Here is a 19,006-nt window from a genome sequence, read left to right on the forward strand (position 1 = left end):
CGATTGTGCCCGTAAACGCCGCCGCCGTCGCCGGAACGTCACGCGCCGCTTGCACTCTGATGCGCAAGGCTGGACGCTTGTCCGCCTGTTCTTGAGGGTGACGGGAGGTCAGTGACAGATGTACCACGGGGAACGATTCAACGCCTGGAGCCATTTGCTCGGTGCAGTCGCGGCCTGTATTGGCGCCGTGTGGATGTTGGTGGTGGCGAGCCTGGACGGCAGCCCCTGGAAGATCGTCAGCGTGGCGATTTATGGCTTTACCCTGATGGTGCTGTACAGCGCGTCAACGGTGTACCACAGCGTACGGGGCCGGCGAAAAGCGATCATGCAGAAGGTCGATCACTTTTCCATTTACCTGTTGATCGCCGGCAGCTACACACCATTCTGCCTGGTGACCCTGCGCGGGCCGTGGGGCTGGACGCTGTTCGGGATTGTGTGGGGGCTGGCGGTGATCGGCATCCTGCAGGAGATCAAGCCGCGCTCGGAGGCGCGGATTCTGTCCATCGTGATCTACGCCGTAATGGGCTGGATCGTCCTGGTGGCGGTCAAGCCGTTGATGGCGGGGCTGGGCACGGCCGGTTTTATCTGGTTGGCGTCCGGTGGGGTGCTGTACACCGTAGGCATTATCTTTTTTGCCTTGGAGGATCGCTTGCGCCATTCCCATGGCATCTGGCATCTGTTTGTAATCGGCGGCAGCCTGCTGCATTTCGTGGCGATCATGCATTACGTGCTTTGAGCGCTGGCAGCTCCAGCAACTCGCGGGCCCGGCTGCCAAATATTTGCAGCAAGTGAGTGAACATATGCGGGGGTGGCGCACCGGCGCGGGTCAGGGCGTAGAGGGTGATGGGCAGCGGTGGGGTGAACGGGCGGATACAGGTGGTGGCCGTTGAGGCGCCGAGGGCCGTAAAAGGGTCGATCACGGCAAGGCCGGCACCGGATTCCACCATGGCGCGGGCCAAGGAGTAGGTCTGTACCGAGATCGTTACCCGAGGCGCGGGCTCGACATTCTCCAGGTAACCGGCGAGCTTTGCCGCCAACGGATCGGCGCTGGACAGGCCAATCAACGGCGCATCGGCCAGGTCCGCCAAGGGCAACGGCCGGTTCAACTCGGTTTCGGGCCAGAACCCTTTGGAAGCCAGCGCGACCAGCGCGCCGTTCGCCAGCACTTGGGAGGTCAACCCTGGATGGCCGGAGAAGTTGAGGGTCAGTGCCAGGTCGATTTCGCGTACCAACAGCTTTTGCATCAGTTCGCTGCTGTGGTCGCTGGACAGCTCGCAGGCCATGTTCGGATAATCGCGTGTCCACTCCAGAATCGCCGGTGGCAGCAGTGAAAGTGCCAGTGCCGGGATCGCACCAATGCGTATGCTTTGCCCAGGTTCGCGGCGCAAGCTTCTGGCTAGGCGCCTTACGCCTTGCAAACTCTCGGTGACTTTCTCAACCTCGCCTTCCAGCGCCAGGGCTTCCGGCGTGGGTTGTAATTTGCCGCGCACGCGCAAAAACAAGGGAAAACCCAGTTGCAATTCGGCGTGCTGCAGCACTTTGGTCACTGCTGGTTGCGAGACGTGCAGCAATTGCGCGGCGCCGCTGACGGAGCCGGTCTGTCGAATCGCCTGGAAGATTTCGATATGACGTAGACGCATAAAGCCATAACCTTGGTTTATAAACGTCCTACTTTTATTCATTGTGCAAGCGTTGTCACTCACCCTTAGTCTCGATTTAGTTTCGTGACGTGTGAGGTGACACTTTGGCAAAGCAGGTTTGTATCATCGGTGGGGGCGTCATTGGCCTGACGAGTGCGTACGCGCTGGTGCGTGCGGGTATGGACGTCACGCTGATCGAGGGGCAGAAAACCCTGGGGAGCGCCACCAGCTTCGCCAACGGGGGCCAACTTTCCTATCGGTATGTCACGCCACTGGCGGATGCTGGCATCCCACTTAAGGCGCTCGGCTGGCTACTGCGGGGCGAGTCGCCGGTTAAACTCAGGCCGCGCATGGACCCGCTGCAGTGGCGCTGGCTGACGTCTTTTCTGGGCGCCTGCCGCTCCTCGGTCAACCACACCAACTCTGAACACCTCCTGCGCTTGGCGGCCCTGAGTCAGCAGACGCTGGAAAGCTGGCGTCATGAGGATAAGCTCGAAGGGTTCAACTGGCAGCGTAACGGCAAGCTGCTGACCTTTCGCTCCTCCGAGAGTTTTGCCCAGGCCCGCCGTAAATTGAGCGCCCCTTTACAGCAGCAAGTATTGTCGGCTGAGGACTGTCGACGGTTGGAGCCCTCATTGAGCCCGGGCACGTTCATCGGTGGCATTTACAACCCTACCGAAGAAGCGGCTGATTGCCACGGGTTTTGCCAGCGCCTGACCGATCATCTCCAAGCCTCCGGACGATGCCGATTCATGCTCGGGTGCAAGGTATTGAAGATCCACGAGGCCTTTGGTTCGGTGGTAGCCCTTGAGTTGCAGGATGAGGTGTTGCCGGTGGATAACCTGGTACTGGCCGCCGGACATAACAGCCAAAGCCTGTGCTTGCCGGCCCTGCATTTGCCGTTGTATCCGCTCAAAGGCTATAGCCTTACCGTGCCGATCGAAGAGCAGCATACGGCGTTGAACATCAATGTTACCGACTATGATCGCCGTACCGTCTATGCCCGTATCGGTGAGCAATTGCGCATCGCGGCAATGGTCGACATCGTCGGGTTCAACAGTGCTCCGGCGCCCAAGCGGCTGGCGGTCATAAAGCGCCTGGCCCGCCAGACTTTTCCTATGGCTGGGAACTATGACGCCGCTGTTGAATGGGCGGGTATGCGCCCGGCTACGCCCACGGGCCTACCGCTGATTGGCGTCACGGCGTATCGCAATCTTTGGCTCAACCTTGGCCATGGTGCCCTGGGGTTCACCCTCGCGTGTGGCAGTGGGCAAGTATTGGCCGAAATGATTGACGCACAGTCAACGTCTATCGATACGCGGGCGTTTCTTCCCAAAGTGGCATGATCTATATGCAAACCTAAGCCTATAACCTTCGGTTATGGGCTGCCTTTCTTTATTCATTTCCGGCTGTATGCCTGATGCCCCTACGCTGAGCCCTCTTAATCAACAGCTGGGGGCTGGGATGGCCAGGCAGGTTTGCATCATTGGCGGCGGTGTCATCGGCTTGGCGAGTGCTTATGCGCTGGTACGAGCCGGCCATGAAGTGACGGTAATCGATGCGCGCGACAGTCTGGGCAGCGAGACCAGCTTCGCCAATGGCGGGCAGTTGTCCTATCGGTATGTCGCACCGCTGGCTGATTCCGGCGTGCCGTTGCAGGCGATAGGCTGGCTGTTGCGCGGTGACTCGCCCTTGAAGCTTCGCCCCCGCCTCGACCCCCAGCAGTGGCGCTGGATGGCGGCCTTTATCGGCGCGTGCCGGGGTTCGGTCAACCGGCGTAACGGTGCCCATCTTCTGCGCCTGGCTACCCTGAGCCAGAGCACGTTACAGCAGTGGCGCGAGGATGATCGCCTGGGCGGCTTCGACTGGCGGCGCAATGGCAAGCTGGTGATGTTTCGCAGCGCCAGCACCTTTGAACATGCGCGCGCCAAGGTCGCAAATTTCCTGCAGCAACAGGTGTTGTCGTCTGTTGAGTGCGCTCGTTTGGAGCCCGCATTGGCGGACGGCGGCTTTGTCGGCGGCATCTATACGCCGAATGAGGAGGTGGGGGATTGCCACGCTTTTTGCCGGCAGTTGGCGGCCCGTCTTGACGCGTCGGGGCGTTGCCGGTTCTTGCTCGGGCGCAAGGTCACCGGGTTGCGCCATGCTGGCGGTGCGGTACAGGCCATCGAACTGGGTGACGAGGTAATGCCGGTCGAGCAGTTGGTCCTCGCGGCGGGTTATCGCAGCGCTGAGTTGGCACTGCCGGGGCTGTCACTGCCCGTATATCCGCTCAAGGGCTACAGCCTGAGCGTGCCGATTGGCCCGCAACACCAGGCGCCGAACGTGAGCATCACCGACTACGACCGCAAGATCGTCTACGCGCGCTTAGGTGAGCAACTGCGGGTCGCGGCCATGGTGGATATTGTGGGATTCGATGCCGGCCTTGAGCCTTCGCGTCTGGCATTGATGAAGCGCCAGGCAGTAGAGACATTTCCTCTGGCAGGCGACTACCGGCACGCGGTCGAATGGGCTGGCATGCGCCCAGCCACGCCAACGGGCGTGCCGCTGATTGGTGCCAGCCGCTATCGCAACCTGTGGCTGAACCTGGGGCACGGTGCCCTTGGCTTTACCTTGGCCTGTGGTAGCGGCCAACTGCTGGCCGAGTTGATCGACCAGCGCACCCCTTCCATTGATATGCAGGGCCTGACGCCCCGCGCCGCTTGAGGATGCAGCCATGACCATTACCCGAATTAATAGCAACGAACGACTCAGCGGTGCGGTGACGTTCAAGGACCTGGTGTTCCTTTCGGGCCAGGTCCCCGGCGACGGCCTGGATGTGGCCACCCAGACCCGCGAAGTGCTGGCCAGGATCGACACGCTGCTGGCCGAGGCGGGCAGCGATAAGGACCATTTACTCAACGCGACGATTTACCTGAAGGACATCGGTACCGGTTTTGCACCGATGAATGAAGTCTGGTCCGCATGGCTCTCGCCAGGCATGGCGCCCACGCGCACCACCCTGCAGGCAGAGCTGGCACGTCCGAATGTGCTGGTGGAAATCAGCGTGATTGCAGTACGTAAATAACCTCAAAGACCAACGGAGAATAACAATGAAAAAAATCCTGTTGACCGGCTGCGCGCTGGGGCTTTTGTTGAGCGCACAGGCGCATGCAACCGAAGCGCCGCTGGAGGGCACCTTGAGCAAGATTGCCAGCGCCAAGTCCATCACCCTGGGCTATCGCGATGCGTCGGTGCCGTTTTCCTACGTGGGGGATAGCAGTGGCAAACCGATGGGTTACTCGGTGGATCTGGCGAACAAGATCGTCGAACGCATCCAGCAAAAAACCGCAGTGGGCGACCTCAAGGTGAAGTACAACCTGGTAACGTCCCAAACCCGCATCCCACTGGTGCAGAACGGCACTGTGGATTTGGAGTGCGGCTCCACCGGCGTGACGGCTGAACGGCAGAAACAGGTGGCGTTCTCCTACGGGTTTATCTACGTAAAGGGCCAGTTGCTGACGGCCAAGGACAGCGGGATCAAAGGCTTCGCCGACCTTGCGGGCAAGAATGTGGTGACCACCGCCGGCACCACCAATGAGCGCTTCCTCAAAAGTTATAACGCTGAACACAAAGCCAATATGTTCGTGATCAGTGCCAAGGACCATGGCGAAGCGTTCAAGATGCTCGAGACTGGCCGGGCCGTAGCGTTCTATATGGACGACGCGTTGCTCTACGGCGAGCGCGCCAAGGCCAGGGACCCGCATCATTGGGTGGTGGTGGGCGAGGAGCAATCACGGGAAATCTACAGCTGCATGGTGCGCAAGGATGACTCGCAGTTTCTGGCGGTGGTCAACGAAACCCTGGGCGATCTGTACCGCTCGGGAGAGATCAACGGGATTTACCAGCGCTGGTTCGAGCAGCCGATTCCGCCCAAGGGCTTGAACCTGGAGTTCCCGATGACCAGCGAGTTGAAGGCGATCATCGCCAAGCCGGTGAGTGACCCGGTGGAGTGAAACGTTGATAACCCGATCACACTGTGGGAGCTGGCTTGCCTGCGATAGCGGTGGTTCAGGCAGTTAATCTGTAACTGACAGACCGCTATCGCAGGCAAGCCAGCTCCCACATTTGATTGGGTTTGCAGGGTGAGGTTAGAAGTCGCCCCACAGTTGCTGGGCGACTGCCAGCGCGACTACAGGCGCTGTCTCGGTACGCAACACCCGCGGGCCGAGGCGGGCGGCGTGGTAGCCGGCGCCCTGGGCGGTCTCGACTTCATTGTCGGTCAGCCCACCTTCGGGGCCAATCAAGAATGCCAGGCTGGAAGGCTTGGCGTGGCTGATCATCGGTTCTGCCACCGGGTGCAGCACCAGCTTCAAGTCCGCCTCGGTTTGCTTGAGCCAGTCTGCCAGCAAGAGCGGTGGGTGAATCACCGGCACCGTTGAGCGCCCACATTGCTCGCACGCGCTGATTGCTACCTGGCGCCAGTGCAGCAAACGCTTGTCGGCGCGTTCATCCTTGAGGCGCACTTCGCAGCGGTCGCTGAAGATCGGTGTGATCGCGTTGACGCCCAGTTCAGTGGCCTTCTGGATCGCCCAATCCATACGCTCGCCCCGGGACAGGCCCTGGCCGAGGTGAATGTGCAGGGGAGATTCGGCCTGGCCGGCAAAGCTTTCCGTGAGTTGCACGGTGACGCGTTTTTTACCGACTTCCAGCAAGGTGCCACGAAATTCCTGGCCAGAGCCGTCGAACAATTGCACGGCATCGCCCTCAGTCATGCGCAACACACGGCTGATGTAATGCGCCTGGGCTTCGGGTAGTTCGTGATCACCGAGGCTCAGCGGGGTGTCGGTGAAAAAGCGGGACAGTCTCATGTCTGTTCTCTGCAGAGGTTGTTTATGTAGGAGCGAGGGGGACGTCTAGTTCTTGCTCGCGAAAAATGTACATCCGACGCAGCGGTGCGCCTGGAATGCCTTCGCGAGCAAGCTCGCTCCTACAAGGATTTGGGCAATCAGCCTGGGTCGCGGAAGCCTGGGTGAAAATCTTTCGGCACCGACACGCTGACCTTGCTGTTAGTGGCGATATCGATGCCTTCGCTGGCCACCTCGGCCAGAAAGTCGATCTGTTCGGGTGTAATCACATACGGCGGCAGGAAATACACCACGCTGCCCAGCGGCCGCAACAATGCACCACGTTCCAACGCGTGCTCGAAAACCTTCAAACCACGGCGCTCCTGCCACGGGTAGGCGGCCTTGGTGGCTTTGTCCTGCACCATCTCGATGGCCAGCACCATGCCGGTCTGGCGCACTTCGGATACGTGAGGGTGATCCACCAAGTGCGCGGTGGCGGTGGCCATGCGCTGGGCCAGGGCCTTGTTGTTCTCGATGACGTTGTCTTCTTCAAAGATATCCAGCGTTGCCAACGCCGCCGCACAGGCCAGCGGGTTGCCGGTGTAGCTGTGGGAGTGCAGGAAGGCACGCAGTGTGGGGTAGTCGTCGTAGAAGGCGCTGTAGACCTCTTCGGTGGTGACCACGGCGGCCAGCGGCAGGTAACCGCCGGTAAGGGCCTTGGACAGGCACAGGAAATCCGGGCGGATGCCGGCTTGTTCACAGGCGAACATGCTGCCGGTACGGCCAAAGCCCACGGCGATCTCGTCGTGGATCAAGTGCACGCCATAGCGGTCGCAGGCTTCGCGCAGCAGCTTGAGGTACACCGGGTGGTACATGCGCATGCCACCGGCGCCCTGGATCAGCGGCTCGACGATCACGGCAGCGACGGTGTCGTGGTGCTCGGCCAGGGTCTGTTCCATGGCCAGAAACATGTTGCGCGAATGTTCTTCCCAGCTCATGCCTTCGGGGCGCAGGTAGCAGTCCGGGCTCGGCACCTTGATCGTGTCGAGCAGCAGCGCCTTGTAGGTCTCGGTAAACAGCGGCACGTCGCCCACCGACATCGCGGCGATGGTTTCGCCGTGGTAGCTGTTGGTGAGGGTGACGAAGCGCTTTTTGTTCGGCTGGCCGCGGTTGAGCCAGTAATGAAAGCTCATCTTCAGCGCCACTTCGATGCAGGACGAACCGTTGTCGGCGTAGAAGCAGCGGGTCAGCCCTTCGGGCGTCATCGCGACCAGGCGCTCGGACAGCTCGATCACCGGCTGATGGCTGAAGCCGGCGAGGATCACGTGCTCCAGTTGATCGACCTGGTCCTTGATGCGCTGGTTGATACGCGGGTTGGCGTGGCCGAATACGTTGACCCACCAGGAACTGACGGCGTCGAGGTAGCGCTTGCCTTCGAAGTCTTCCAGCCATACGCCTTCACCGCGTTTGATGGGCACCAGCGGCAGTTGCTGGTGGTCTTTCATCTGGGTGCAGGGATGCCACAGCACCGCGAGGTCGCGTTGCATCCACTGGTTGTTCAAGCCCATCGGTGATCTCCTCGAAGCGGTCCTGCGGCCGGCGCAGGCGAAACAATCGCGCAAGCCTATGCAATGGTGGCTTGGCTCACAAGCCATTGTGGGGAAATTCGCGGTAAATGCAGGACGGTCTGTCACGTTTCTTGGGAATAGTCTTAATCCCTTGTTAATTTATTATGCATAGCCTCTTTATCGTATTTCTCGATATTTCAAAGCAAAATTTTCCGCTTTAATTCGATAGGTAAAGCGCTAGTCTTGGGCACAGTTCTTACGGGATTAAGTACATGCAGCTACGCAATTCGCCGGCCCGCTATGGTTGGGTCAGCATGGTTCTGCACTGGGGCGTCGCCCTGGTGGTGTTCGGTTTGTTTGCCTTGGGCTTGTGGATGGTCGGCCTCGACTACTACAGCGCTTGGCGCAAAGATGCGCCCGACTTGCACAAAAGCATTGGCATCACGCTGTTCGCGATCATGCTGGTGCGGATCGTCTGGCGCCTGGTCAGCCCGCCGCCACCACCGCTGACCAGCTATAGCCGCATGACGCGGATCGGTGCCGCATTTGGGCACGCATTCCTTTATGTTGGGCTGTTTGCCGTGATGATTGCCGGTTACCTGATTTCCACCGCAGACGGTGTCGGTATCCCGGTGTTTGGTCTGTTTGAAATTCCTGCCGTGGTTTCCGGTCTACCGGACCAGGCAGATACCGCCGGTTGGGTGCACCTGTACCTGGCCTGGGTGTTGGTGGTCTTCGCCGGCTTGCACGGCGTGGCGGCACTGAAACACCACTTTATCGATCGTGATGCGACCCTTACGCGAATGCTGGGACGCAAAGCCTGATGTTCAACCTCGACTCACAAGGAATAGAAAGCATGTTGAAAAAAACACTCGCTGCGCTGGCAATCGGTTCTGCCCTGCTGTCCGCAGGTTCGGCGATGGCCGCTGACTACAAGATCGATAAAGAAGGCCAGCACGCCTTCATCGATTGGAAAATCAGCCACCTGGGCTACAGCTACATCCACGGTACCTTCAAGGACTGGGATGGCACCTTCAGCTGGGACGCAGCCAAGCCTGAAGCCAGCAAAATCGCGGTCGACGTGAAAACCGCCAGCCTGTGGTCCAACCACGCAGAACGTGACAAGCACATCGCCAGCAAAGACTTCATCGATGTGGCCAAATTTGCCGATGCCAAGTTCGTGTCTACCGCCGTCAAATCCACTGGCGAAAAGACAGCTGATGTGACTGGCGACCTGACGTTCCACGGTGTGACCAAGCCTGTGACCTTCAAGGCCACCTTCAACGGTGAAGGCAAGGATCCATGGGGCGGCGAACGTGCCGGCTTCAACGCCAAGACCACGATTGACTTGAACGACTTCGGCGTGAAAGGCCCAGGCCCGACTTCGCAGACTGTCGACTTGGACATCTCGCTGGAAGGCGTGAAGCAGAAGTAATTTCTGCCTGGCAATAGGGGCCCTTGTGGGAGCGGGCTTGCTCGCGAAGGCGGTGTGTCAGTCGCCAGATACATTGACTGACACGCCGAATTCGCGAGCAAGCCCGCTCCCACATGTGATCTTTGTTGAAGCCAAAAAAATGCCCCGCCTCGAAAGAGGCGGGGCATTTTTTATGGCGTTTCGAAAATCAGCGGTTGCGAGTCAGCAGCGCTGGTTTCTCACCACGAGGACGGCCTGGCAGTTGGTCCAACTGCTCAGGTGTCGGGAAGCGATCCGCTTTCGACTCCTTGTGGATGATCTTCGGCGCCGGGCCACCGCGCGGGTTTTGTACCGCAGGCTCGGACGAACGAGGCTGATCGTCACGGGCTGGGCGGCGGTTGTTGCTGCGCGAGTCTTCGCGACGGGCCTGGCCGTCACGCGGTGCGCCATTACGCGGGCCGCTGCGCTTGGCAGGCGGGGTACCGGTGGTGCCGCCGCTGCTGTTGCGCGGGGCGTTCTGACGACCGCCCTGTGGCTGGCCGCTACGTGGAGCGCCTGCGCCCTGGGCCGGAGCCCCTGGACGACGGCCACGGCCCTGGGCCGGTTTGGCTTGGGGCACGTAGTCGACGCGGTTACCGAAGTTATCGATATCGTCGTCAAGGAACTCGTCCGGGGCACGGTCGGCCGCGGCGCGTGGTGGCTGGCTCGGCTGGCGCTGTTCGCGGGCCGGGGTGCCTTCACGGGGCTTCTGCTCACGGGCCGGGCGTTCGCCACGGCTGCTGGTCGCGGATTTTTCCTTGCCCTTGTCCTTGCCTTTGTCGCGACGACCACCGCCACCACCGCCGCCGTTCGGGCCATCGCCTTTGGGGCCGCGTGGGTTGCGTGGGTTACGCACGTCTGGGCGTTCGCGCGCTTCTGGCTTCTCGGCCTCCACGGCGCTGGCATCGAAGCCCATCAGGTCGCCGTCGGCGATTTTCTGCTTGGTCATGCGTTCGATGCTTTTCAGCAGTTTTTCTTCGTCCGGCGCGACCAACGAAATGGCCTCGCCCGAACGACCGGCACGGCCCGTACGGCCGATACGGTGCACATAGTCTTCATCGACGTTTGGCAGCTCGAAGTTGACCACGTGTGGCAACTGGTCGATATCCAGGCCGCGCGCGGCGATATCGGTAGCGACCAGGATACGCACGGTCCCGGCCTTGAAGTCGGCCAGGGCTTTGGTGCGTGCGTTCTGGCTCTTGTTGCCGTGGATGGCAACGGCGGTGAGGCCGTGCTTGTCCAGGTACTCGGCCAGGCGGTTGGCGCCGTGCTTGGTGCGAGTGAACACCAGCACCTGTTCCCAGGCACCGTGGGTGATCAGGTGCGCCAGCAGCGAGCGCTTGTGGCTGGCGGCCAGGCGGAACACGCGTTGCTCGATACGCTCGACCGTGGTGTTCGGCGGCGTGACTTCGATGCGTTCCGGGTTGTGCAGCAGCTTGCCGGCCAGGGCAGTGATGTCCTGGGAGAACGTTGCCGAAAACAGCAGGTTCTGACGTTTGGCCGGCAGGCGGGCGAGGACCTTTTTCACGTCATGGACAAAGCCCATGTCGAGCATGCGGTCGGCTTCGTCCAGCACGAGGATTTCCACGTGGGACAAATCGACGCTGCCTTGGCCGCACAGGTCGAGCAAGCGACCCGGGCAGGCTACCAGCACGTCGACACCACGGGACATGGCCTGAACCTGTGGGTTCATGCCGACGCCGCCGAAGATGCAGGCGCTGACGAACTTCAAGTCGCGGGCATACAGCTTGAAGCTGTCGTGCACTTGGGCTGCGAGTTCGCGGGTTGGGGTCAGGACCAGTACACGCGGTTGACGCGGGCCGTGACGTTGGGATTTGTCCGGGTGACCGTTGGGAAACAACCGCTCCAGGATCGGGAGGGCGAAACCGCCGGTTTTACCAGTACCTGTCTGAGCCGCGACCATCAGGTCGCGACCTTGCAACACGGCGGGAATGGCCCGCTGTTGCACCGGAGTAGGCTCGGTATAGCCCGCTGCCTCGATGGCGCGGACTAAAGCCTCGGAGAGACCGAGGGAAGCAAAGGACATGAGTAATCCTGTTTTAGTTAGGGCTTGGCCCAAAGGGATAATCTTGCCGGGCGTGAATGGCGCTTAGGGGAGCGCAACCCCGTCCGGTCCTGCTGCGTCTGGCGGGCACTCCACCGGCTCGCGCGGGCCGCAAAGCTGCGCAGTAGCTGGGTTGGGTGCCGTTTTCAAGACCCGAGCGGCCGGGCGTAAGCCTGGCGGAAAGGCCGCAGTATAACAGAGCAATCACTGCGCGCTGCTTTCCTGCTGCTCAACGGCGTGTTCGGGGGCCGGTATGGGTGCCGTTTGCTCGTGCATCCGGCCATATTTAGCACTCAAGGTGGCATAGGCCGGCTCTTGCTTGAAGCGCTTGAGCTCGGCGGCAAAGCGTTGCACCAGCAGGTCCATGCCTGCGCCACGGCGTACCGCAAGAAATTGCTGCTGGCGACTGACCACCACCGACGCCTGGCTGACCTTACCTTCCAGGCCCAGCGCCTTGATCACGTAGTGCCCCACGCGCCGGTCAGTCACCACCATATCGACGCGCCCCAGCATGAGTTTGCCAAAATTGGCTTCATGGCTGGGCGCAGGTTCACGCTGGAAGGTGTTGGACCCACTGAACGCGTCGCCATAGAGGTAGCCGGGGGAAACGCCAACCGTCAGGCCACGCAGGTCGTCGAGGGCGGCGGCGGGGTGGGGGCGGTCGTTGGCATAGAACAAGACAAATTCGACTTCCGACAACGGCTCGCTGGGATAGAGCAGCAAGGCGTCGCGCTCCTGGCTGTGAAAAATATCCAGCGCGCCGTCGGCGTGGCCCTGCTCGAGCATCGCCAGGCAGCGCTTCCAGGGCAGGAACTGCCATTGCACCTCCACCCCCAGGCGCTGGAACACGATCAGGGTGGTTTCATAATCCAGGCCGGCCATGGTGCCGTTGTCTTCGTAGACATAGGGCGCCCAGGGTTCGGTGACAATGCGCAGCTTCTCGCCATGAGCGGCCAGGCTCAGGCAAGAAAACAGCACAGCGGTGAACAGCTTGAAGAGGACGGGCATACCCTGAGGTTACGACGCTGCCCACAGAAAGAGAAGCTCTGGCACGCGCATTGGCGGGCGGTCTTACTTCGCGGGAGCGTTCAACAGGTGTTCCTGGATCGCGGCGCGGCGTTCACCCAGAATCAAACGCACCACGGGGTTGGCGAACCAGTGTTGCAACTGGTGGGCATCAAGCGGGCGCTTCTGGCGTTCTTCCTGATTTTGTCGGGCTTTGTCCCACCAGACCGGGCCGCAGGCCTGGTCGAACTCGTTTTCGTGTTCGTAGCAGCCGTAAAGAATCTCGCGGATGAACTGTTGCTGATGCTTGGGCAACAGCAGGGTGATCAGCTTGTACATCAAACGCTGCAAACGCGGCGGGCGCGGCAGGTGCGAGGAGACCTGGCGCGTATCGGCCAGGGCTTGTGCGCTGGTGGGCGCGCTGGCGTGCTTGGCGATCCACGCCTTGACCTTGGCCCGGAACAGCTGTTTACGGCTCCAGTAATGGTGGATCAGGTCCGGGCACTCGCGCACCTTCACGGTGCGGTAGGCGGCGATGGACAGGCAGAACTCTTCCAGGGTGTAGGCGCCTTGGGCATGGGGGAACAGTTCATCCATCAACTCGATGGAGCGGTCGAGGATGTGCGCATCCTGTTGGGTCAGGCCCATGACGCCGGAGTTGAGGGTCATCATGTCATCGTCGGCCACGCCCATATCCAGCAGGCGCTGGCGCAGGGCGGTGTACAGGATGCTTTCGTGGTTGTCGCCGTACTTGGTGTAGAAGGCGTTGCACAACAGGGTGCCGGGCTGGACGCGTTCGAACAGGGCCATGGGCGAATGATGGAAGAAAGTGTCGGTGTCGATCAGCAGCGCCACCGGGGACTCTTGCAGCACTTGGCGCAGCACTACGTGTTTGGTGCGAAAGTGATAGCCGTGAGGCTCGCTCCAGCGCTTGCGGGTGGCCTCGTCCAATGGGCGCACGCGCACCGGCAGCAGGCGATAGGGCTCGGGGTTGTCGCTAAATACCTGGATGTCGATGTTCGCGTCCGGGGTGTCCTGCAGGAACGCCAGTGCGCTGGCGATGCTGAATACGGCTTCCTGATGGTAGGTGTCGGCGCCGAAGACCAGGTAAACCAGTTGCGGGCGGGACGTCGGGGGCACTGTATTCATGGACTGCGGGGTTCCGTGGGTAACGTAAAACGACAAAGGCCCTCGTCAGAACGAGGGCCTTGGTACAACCGGTCAAGCGTTAACGTGGCAGCTTGAGGTTGTTCCAGATGGCAAGGCTGGGTTCAGCCTGGTTCAGGGTATAGAAATGCAACCCTGGTGCACCACCTTGCAACAATTGCTCACACATCTCGGTGATGACCTGCTCGCCGAACGCCTGGATGCTTTTGACGTCATCGCCATAGGCTTCCAGTTGCTTGCGCACCCAGCGTGGGATCTCGGCGCCGCAGGCGTCGGAGAAGCGCGCCAGCTTGCTGTAGTTGGTGATGGGCATGATGCCCGGCACGATGGGGATGTTCACGCCCATCGCCCGTACACGTTCGACGAAGTAGAAGTAGCTGTCGGCGTTGAAGAAGTACTGGGTGATTGCGCTGTCGGCGCCGGCATTGGCCTTGCGCACGAAATTCTGCAAATCGTCTTCGAAATTGCGCGCCTGGGGGTGCATCTCCGGATAAGCGGCCACTTCGATATGGAAGTGATCACCGCTTTCTTCGCGGATGAAACTCACCAGGTCGTTGGCGTAGCGCAGCTCTCCGCTGGCCATGCCCATACCCGATGGCAGGTCGCCACGCAGCGCAACGATGCGCTTGATGCCGGCGGCTTTGTATTGGGTCAGCAGGCTACGCAGGTCGGCCTTGCTGTCGCCCACGCACGACAAGTGCGGAGCGGCGGGAACTTTGACTTCACTTTCCAGCTGCAACACGGTGTTGATCGTGCGGTCACGGGTCGAACCGCCAGCGCCGTAGGTGCAGGAGAAGAAGTCAGGGCTGAAGCTGGCCAACTGCTTGGCAGTGGCCATCAGTTTTTCATGCCCAGCATCGGTCTTGGTAGGGAAGAACTCGAAGCTGTAGCGACGGTCTTGGGACATGGTAATAACCCTATGAAACTTGGATACCGGAAGTCATGCACCGATTTAATGTGGGAGCGGGCTTGCTCGCGAAAGGGGCGTGTCAGTCACCCTATACATCAACTGACACACCGCATTCGCGAGCAAGCCCGCTCCCACACAAGCCCTCTGCGGCAAGGAGAGGGCCGGTTACTTAGTAGCGGTAAGCGTGCGGCTTGAACGGACCTTCAACCGTCACGCCGATGTAGTCGGCCTGTGTCTTGGTCAGTTGAGTCACGACGCCGCCGAAGCCGCGGACCATTTCCAGGGCCACTTCTTCGTCGAGTTTCTTGGGCAGTACTTCCACGGTCAGGCGCTCGGCTTTCTGGGCGGGCGACAGGTCGGCGTACTTTTGTTCGAACAGGAAGATCTGCGCCAGCACCTGGTTGGCGAACGAGCCATCCATGATGCGGCTTGGGTGGCCAGTGGCGTTGCCCAGGTTTACCAGGCGGCCTTCGGCCAGCAGGATCAGGTAGTCATCGTTCTGCGGGTCGAAATCACCAGCGCCGGTACGGTGAACCTTGTGTACCTGCGGCTTCACTTCTTCCCATGCCCAGTTCTTGCGCATGAAAGCGGTGTCGATTTCGTTGTCGAAGTGACCGATGTTGCAGACAACGGCGCGCTTTTTCAGGGCCTTGAGCATGTTCGCATCGCACACATTCACGTTACCGGTGGTGGTGACGATCAGGTCGATCTTGCCCAGCAGGGCTGCGTCGATGCAGGCGGAGGTGCCGTCGTTCTGGCCGTTGATGAACGGCGAAACCACTTCGAAACCGTCCATGCAGGCTTGCATGGCGCAGATCGGGTCAACTTCGGAGACCTTGACGATCATGCCTTCCTGACGCAACGACTGGGACGAACCCTTGCCCACGTCACCGTAGCCGATTACCAGGGCTTGCTTGCCCGACAGCAGGTGGTCGGTGCCGCGCTTGATCGCATCGTTCAGGCTGTGACGGCAGCCGTACTTGTTGTCGTTCTTGCTCTTGGTCACCGAGTCGTTGACGTTGATGGCCGGGATTTTCAGCTCGCCCTTGGCCAGCATGTCCAGCAGGCGGTGTACGCCGGTGGTGGTCTCTTCGGTCACGCCGTGGACGCGGTCGAGGATTTGCGGGTACTTCTTGTGCAGCAGCTCGGTGAGGTCGCCGCCGTCGTCAAGGATCATGTTGGCATCCCAAGGCGCGCCATCTTTGAGGATGGTTTGCTCAAGGCACCACTCGTACTCTTCTTCGGTCTCGCCTTTCCAGGCAAATACCGGGATACCGGCAGCAGCGATAGCGGCGGCGGCCTGGTCTTGAGTCGAGAAGATGTTGCAGGACGACCAACGCACTTCGGCACCCAGGGCAACCAGGGTTTCGATCAGCACGGCAGTCTGGATGGTCATGTGGATGCAGCCGAGGATCTTCGCACCCTTGAGCGGCTGCTCAGCGGCGTACTTGCGACGCAGGCCCATCAGGGCTGGCATTTCGGATTCGGCGATAAAGGTTTCGCGACGGCCCCAGGCAGCCAGGGACATATCGGCGACTTTGTAGTCATTGAAATCAGCAGGCGTCATTACAGCGCTCATAGAGAGCCTCCATTCGTAGGGTGCGAATGGGCGCCGTTGTGCGTTTAGTATCAGGCCAGGGCAACCAGGCCGGACAACGCCCCATCCGAGCCTGACAGGTTGAACCTGCTGCAGCGCCCCTCGGACAGGTGGCGGGAGAACGGTATCAATCGAAGATGACCGTTTTGAAACGGAGGCGATTATAGCCGTGTAAGCGGCACTTCCCAAGCCTTTCTGTCGGCGGCATGAAGATCGCGCATGGGCCTGATAGCTAATGGCTCATAGAGCTTGGGCCCTGGCTCTGCCATGATGTTGCCCATCATTTGGCAAGACGCTTTGGAGTGATCATGAACTTCCACACCCGCAAATGGGTAAAACCCGAAGACCTCAACCCCAACGGCACGCTGTTCGGCGGCAGCTTGCTGCGCTGGATCGACGAAGAAGCGGCGATCTACGCGATTGTCCAACTCGGCAACCAGCGCGTGGTCACCAAGTACATCTCGGAAATCAACTTTGTCAGCGCCTCGCGCCAGGGCGACATCATCGAACTGGGCATCACCGCCACCGAGTTCGGCCGCACCTCCATCACCCTGACCTGTGAAGTGCGCAACAAGATCACGCGCAAAAGCATCCTGACCGTGGAAAAAATGGTCTTCGTCAACCTGGGCGAAGACGGTTTGCCGGCACCCCACGGCCGCACCGAGATCAAGTACGTGAAGGACCAGTTCAAGGACGACAGTCTTCCCGAGTAACACCTACGTGGCGTGATTTGCGTGACCAAATCATTCCACATGGATCTATCCGAGGCTCTCTCATCACTCAGGCCTACACCCTGTAGAGAGAGCCTCGTGTATGAAAGTCTCCAGTTCTGTTGTACAGAATCAGCCCCCTCAGCCTCAGACCACCGGCCAGGACGTAAAGACGCCTCTGGTCAAAGGTGTGGGCGAGCGCAACCTGAGTATTTATCGTCACAGTGACGGGCGGGTGGAGGTGGTGCTGTCACCGCCGCCGCCTGCTCACTTGGTGCTCAGTGGCGGTGGCGCCAAGGGCATCGCCTTTCCAGGGATGGTGCAGGCGCTTGAAGAGGCCGATAAGCTCAAAGGCGTCAAAGTGGTTTCCGGCTCTTCTGCCGGCGCTATTTCGGCAGCGCTACTCGCCAGCGGCATGGATGCCAAGGCCTTTACGCAACTGTCGAATAACCTTGACCTGCCCAGCCTGCTCAATAGCAAAGACCCGGTCACGGCGTGGTTGCAGGAGGCCAGTTCCCAGATCGGCAAACTCGTCGGGAAAGTGCCAGGGCCGGCGGGTAATATCTCTCAACTGCTGCTGACGTTGCTGCCGCGCCTGCAAACCGAGGGGCAGCCGCTGGAAGACTTGATTCGTAATGAATCACGTAAGTCTGTTCTCGCCCATATCGCGGGTATGCCCGCAGCCAACCGCCCCCCGGAAGTCACCGCAATTGCCGAACGGCTCAGCGCTGGCGGTGGCCCCACTTTTCGCGACTTGGAGATCTTGAGCCGGCATATTCCGGCGATCAAGCAACTGAACATTACCGGCACGGGCATGTTCGACGGTCGCCCGCAGTTGGTGGTGTTCAATGCCAGCCTCACACCGGATATGGATATCGCCCGCGCCGCGCTTATTTCGGGGGCGCTGCCTGGGTTGTTCAAGAGCCCTTCCGAACAGGGCCACGGGTTTCAGGCTGCTTCAGAGGTCACGGCGTTTCAGGACGGTGGTTTGCTCCTCAATACCCCGGCGCCAGGCATTATTGAGCGTTCTTTCCCGCAAAGCCCCCTGGGCAAGGACGAAGCCCTGATCGTCAAGTTCGAGTCTGACAAACCATCAGCGCCCCCCCAAAGCGGTGGTTTTTTCAGCTATCTGACCGACACGTTCACCGGCACGCCACACACCGCCGCTGAAAGCTATCAGGATGACCGGCTCAAAGCGTATTCGGAGCAAACCGTAACGTTGCCGTTGAACTCCGATAAAGGCGACTATCGCGGCCTGCTCGGTGGCACCGTCAACTTCACCATGACCTGCGAGCAGAAACAGCATTTGCAGGCCCAGGCCCGCCAGGCGGTGTCAGGGCATCTGCAAAAACGTGAGCTGGAGCGCGAGCGCCATGAATTCCCCTCGCTGAACGATGCCGTGATGGCGATGGATGATCAAATGCTCGCCAGCGTGCAGGACGAACTGCAAAAGGACCCGGCCGGCGCCGAGGCGTTGCGTTTTCGCAAAGACGCACAACAGGCGTTAAAGGCGTTGGACAGTGCGATTGCCGAAGCGAATCAATCCGACACGTCGCTGGTGATGACGCCAAAAATAGCCTCGGCGCTGCGCAATCTGGACGCCCTCGCCCGTAGACCCGAGGATATCGACTGGCTGGGCAAGCGCCTGAATGCGCCAGGCCAGCGTAATTTTCAGCAACTGCTGCAGGTGGGCGCCAAACGCGGGACGGGCAATGGCTCTGGCCTGTCCAAGGTGTTGAGCAGCGCCGTCACTGAAATGCAAAAACGCGATATCGGGGTGAAGGCAGCGAATTTTATCCGCGAAGTCATTTATCCCTCGCTATACCGCCCTGGTCAGCCGGCTGCCAACGTCGAGTTATTGCAACGCGCGGTGCGTGATTTGGGCGAGGCGACGACGCCAGCGGAGTTTAACCGTGTGCTTGATGGCATCGTCAAACACTACCGGGCGCGCAATAAACCGTGGGGTAAACCCTTGAGCTCTACCACCGTGGAGCAGGCCAAGGCCTGGCGTATTCCGGTTTAGTTGCGGTGCCACTGAACAGCCATCGTCGCGGCGTGTCGTAGC

The 19,006-nt window shown here is 60.4% G+C and carries 17 protein-coding genes and 1 riboswitch; of the genes, 9 read left to right on the top strand and 8 right to left on the bottom strand.

The annotated features are described in order from the left end of the window. Positions 1–118 precede the first annotated feature (118 nt). Positions 119–736, top strand: a complete 618-nt coding sequence (locus CRN80_RS10955) for a hemolysin III family protein (RefSeq protein ID WP_098950138.1) — start codon at positions 119–121, stop codon at positions 734–736. Here the strand turns inward: CRN80_RS10955 and CRN80_RS10960 are convergent. Next, a complete protein-coding gene (locus CRN80_RS10960; RefSeq protein WP_098950139.1) occupies positions 717–1,640 on the bottom strand; it encodes a LysR family transcriptional regulator in 924 nt (307 codons plus the stop codon). The two genes, CRN80_RS10955 and CRN80_RS10960, sit on opposite strands and share 20 nt — an antisense overlap. Positions 1,641–1,744: 104 nt before the next feature. Between CRN80_RS10960 and CRN80_RS10965 the strand changes: the two genes are divergently transcribed. The 4 genes from CRN80_RS10965 to CRN80_RS10980 all read left to right on the top strand — a co-directional run bounded on the left by CRN80_RS10965 (position 1,745) and on the right by CRN80_RS10980 (position 5,635). Next, a complete protein-coding gene (locus tag CRN80_RS10965) occupies positions 1,745–2,986 on the top strand; it encodes a D-amino acid dehydrogenase (protein WP_098950140.1) in 1,242 nt (413 codons plus the stop codon). Positions 2,987–3,104: 118 nt separating this feature from the next. Beyond that, positions 3,105–4,346, top strand: coding sequence for a D-amino acid dehydrogenase (locus CRN80_RS10970; RefSeq protein ID WP_098950141.1), 1,242 nt, complete (start codon positions 3,105–3,107; stop codon positions 4,344–4,346). Positions 4,347–4,356: 10 nt separating this feature from the next. Beyond that, positions 4,357–4,707: a RidA family protein gene (locus tag CRN80_RS10975; RefSeq protein WP_044271895.1), complete on the top strand. Its 351-nt coding sequence runs from the start codon at positions 4,357–4,359 to the stop codon at positions 4,705–4,707. A gap of 25 nt (positions 4,708–4,732) precedes the next feature. Next, positions 4,733–5,635, top strand: coding sequence for a transporter substrate-binding domain-containing protein (locus tag CRN80_RS10980; protein ID WP_098950142.1), 903 nt, complete (start codon positions 4,733–4,735; stop codon positions 5,633–5,635). A 135-nt stretch (positions 5,636–5,770) separates the two neighbouring features. Here CRN80_RS10980 and CRN80_RS10985 read toward each other — a convergent pair whose 3' ends face one another. Together CRN80_RS10985 and CRN80_RS10990 are read right to left on the bottom strand one after the other, a co-directional pair. Then, complete coding sequence (locus CRN80_RS10985) at positions 5,771–6,490, bottom strand: 16S rRNA (uracil(1498)-N(3))-methyltransferase (RefSeq protein WP_032894775.1); 720 nt, start codon at positions 6,488–6,490, stop codon at positions 5,771–5,773. A gap of 137 nt (positions 6,491–6,627) precedes the next feature. Continuing rightward, positions 6,628–8,034: an adenosylmethionine--8-amino-7-oxononanoate transaminase gene (locus CRN80_RS10990; protein ID WP_032894777.1), complete on the bottom strand. Its 1,407-nt coding sequence runs from the start codon at positions 8,032–8,034 to the stop codon at positions 6,628–6,630. A gap of 272 nt (positions 8,035–8,306) precedes the next feature. On the opposite strand from CRN80_RS10990, the gene CRN80_RS10995 reads away from it, so the two are divergent. Both CRN80_RS10995 and CRN80_RS11000 read left to right on the top strand, forming a co-directional pair. Beyond that, complete coding sequence (locus CRN80_RS10995) at positions 8,307–8,858, top strand: cytochrome b (RefSeq protein WP_032894779.1); 552 nt, start codon at positions 8,307–8,309, stop codon at positions 8,856–8,858. Between the two features lie 32 nt (positions 8,859–8,890). Further along, positions 8,891–9,469, top strand: coding sequence for a YceI family protein (locus tag CRN80_RS11000; protein WP_032894782.1), 579 nt, complete (start codon positions 8,891–8,893; stop codon positions 9,467–9,469). A gap of 187 nt (positions 9,470–9,656) precedes the next feature. On the opposite strand, the gene CRN80_RS11005 is transcribed toward CRN80_RS11000, so the two are convergent. The 5 genes from CRN80_RS11005 to ahcY form a co-directional block, all read right to left on the bottom strand. Next, positions 9,657–11,534 (bottom strand): DEAD/DEAH box helicase, encoded by a 1,878-nt coding sequence (locus CRN80_RS11005; protein ID WP_044271888.1) that lies wholly within the window; start codon positions 11,532–11,534, stop codon positions 9,657–9,659. A 222-nt stretch (positions 11,535–11,756) separates the two neighbouring features. Beyond that, positions 11,757–12,560 (bottom strand): ABC transporter substrate-binding protein, encoded by an 804-nt coding sequence (locus CRN80_RS11010; RefSeq protein WP_098950143.1) that lies wholly within the window; start codon positions 12,558–12,560, stop codon positions 11,757–11,759. A 63-nt stretch (positions 12,561–12,623) separates the two neighbouring features. After that, the gene (locus tag CRN80_RS11015; protein ID WP_032894791.1) at positions 12,624–13,706 is read right to left on the bottom strand and encodes a hypothetical protein; all 1,083 of its coding nucleotides are present in this window, start codon (positions 13,704–13,706) and stop codon (positions 12,624–12,626) included. A 79-nt stretch (positions 13,707–13,785) separates the two neighbouring features. Beyond that, positions 13,786–14,631 (bottom strand): methylenetetrahydrofolate reductase [NAD(P)H], encoded by an 846-nt coding sequence (gene metF, locus CRN80_RS11020; protein WP_098950144.1) that lies wholly within the window; start codon positions 14,629–14,631, stop codon positions 13,786–13,788. A gap of 172 nt (positions 14,632–14,803) precedes the next feature. Beyond that, positions 14,804–16,213 (bottom strand): adenosylhomocysteinase, encoded by a 1,410-nt coding sequence (ahcY, locus tag CRN80_RS11025; RefSeq protein WP_003194990.1) that lies wholly within the window; start codon positions 16,211–16,213, stop codon positions 14,804–14,806. A 21-nt stretch (positions 16,214–16,234) separates the two neighbouring features. Then, a riboswitch (S-adenosyl-L-homocysteine riboswitch) is annotated at positions 16,235–16,341 on the bottom strand. Between the two features lie 198 nt (positions 16,342–16,539). Here ahcY and CRN80_RS11030 point away from each other — a divergent pair. Both CRN80_RS11030 and CRN80_RS11035 read left to right on the top strand, forming a co-directional pair. Beyond that, positions 16,540–16,944, top strand: coding sequence for an acyl-CoA thioesterase (locus tag CRN80_RS11030; protein WP_003194988.1), 405 nt, complete (start codon positions 16,540–16,542; stop codon positions 16,942–16,944). A 100-nt stretch (positions 16,945–17,044) separates the two neighbouring features. Continuing rightward, a complete protein-coding gene (locus tag CRN80_RS11035) occupies positions 17,045–18,964 on the top strand; it encodes a patatin-like phospholipase family protein (protein ID WP_098950145.1) in 1,920 nt (639 codons plus the stop codon). The last annotated feature ends 42 nt before the right edge of the window (positions 18,965–19,006 follow it).

The organism is Pseudomonas sp. FDAARGOS_380 (assembly GCF_002591235.1).
Classification (GTDB): Bacteria; Pseudomonadota; Gammaproteobacteria; order Pseudomonadales; family Pseudomonadaceae; genus Aquipseudomonas; species Aquipseudomonas salmasensis.

Excerpts from the sequence above, each read along its gene's own strand:
- CRN80_RS10985 (WP_032894775.1), bottom strand. The coding sequence starts at position 6,490 with ATGAGACTGTCCCGCTTTTTCACCGACACCCCGCTGAGCCTCGGTGAT.
- CRN80_RS11030 (WP_003194988.1), top strand. The coding sequence starts at position 16,540 with ATGAACTTCCACACCCGCAAATGGGTAAAACCCGAAGACCTCAACCCC.
- metF (WP_098950144.1), bottom strand. The coding sequence starts at position 14,631 with ATGTCCCAAGACCGTCGCTACAGCTTCGAGTTCTTCCCTACCAAGACC.
- CRN80_RS10995 (WP_032894779.1), top strand. The coding sequence starts at position 8,307 with ATGCAGCTACGCAATTCGCCGGCCCGCTATGGTTGGGTCAGCATGGTT.
- CRN80_RS11005 (WP_044271888.1), bottom strand. The coding sequence starts at position 11,534 with ATGTCCTTTGCTTCCCTCGGTCTCTCCGAGGCTTTAGTCCGCGCCATC.
- CRN80_RS10960 (WP_098950139.1), bottom strand. The coding sequence starts at position 1,640 with ATGCGTCTACGTCATATCGAAATCTTCCAGGCGATTCGACAGACCGGC.
- CRN80_RS11010 (WP_098950143.1), bottom strand. The coding sequence starts at position 12,560 with ATGCCCGTCCTCTTCAAGCTGTTCACCGCTGTGCTGTTTTCTTGCCTG.
- CRN80_RS11000 (WP_032894782.1), top strand. The coding sequence starts at position 8,891 with ATGTTGAAAAAAACACTCGCTGCGCTGGCAATCGGTTCTGCCCTGCTG.
- CRN80_RS10990 (WP_032894777.1), bottom strand. The coding sequence starts at position 8,034 with ATGGGCTTGAACAACCAGTGGATGCAACGCGACCTCGCGGTGCTGTGG.
- CRN80_RS11015 (WP_032894791.1), bottom strand. The coding sequence starts at position 13,706 with ATGAATACAGTGCCCCCGACGTCCCGCCCGCAACTGGTTTACCTGGTC.
- CRN80_RS10970 (WP_098950141.1), top strand. The coding sequence starts at position 3,105 with ATGGCCAGGCAGGTTTGCATCATTGGCGGCGGTGTCATCGGCTTGGCG.
- CRN80_RS10975 (WP_044271895.1), top strand. The coding sequence starts at position 4,357 with ATGACCATTACCCGAATTAATAGCAACGAACGACTCAGCGGTGCGGTG.
- ahcY (WP_003194990.1), bottom strand. The coding sequence starts at position 16,213 with ATGAGCGCTGTAATGACGCCTGCTGATTTCAATGACTACAAAGTCGCC.
- CRN80_RS10980 (WP_098950142.1), top strand. The coding sequence starts at position 4,733 with ATGAAAAAAATCCTGTTGACCGGCTGCGCGCTGGGGCTTTTGTTGAGC.
- CRN80_RS10955 (WP_098950138.1), top strand. The coding sequence starts at position 119 with ATGTACCACGGGGAACGATTCAACGCCTGGAGCCATTTGCTCGGTGCA.
- CRN80_RS11035 (WP_098950145.1), top strand. The coding sequence starts at position 17,045 with ATGAAAGTCTCCAGTTCTGTTGTACAGAATCAGCCCCCTCAGCCTCAG.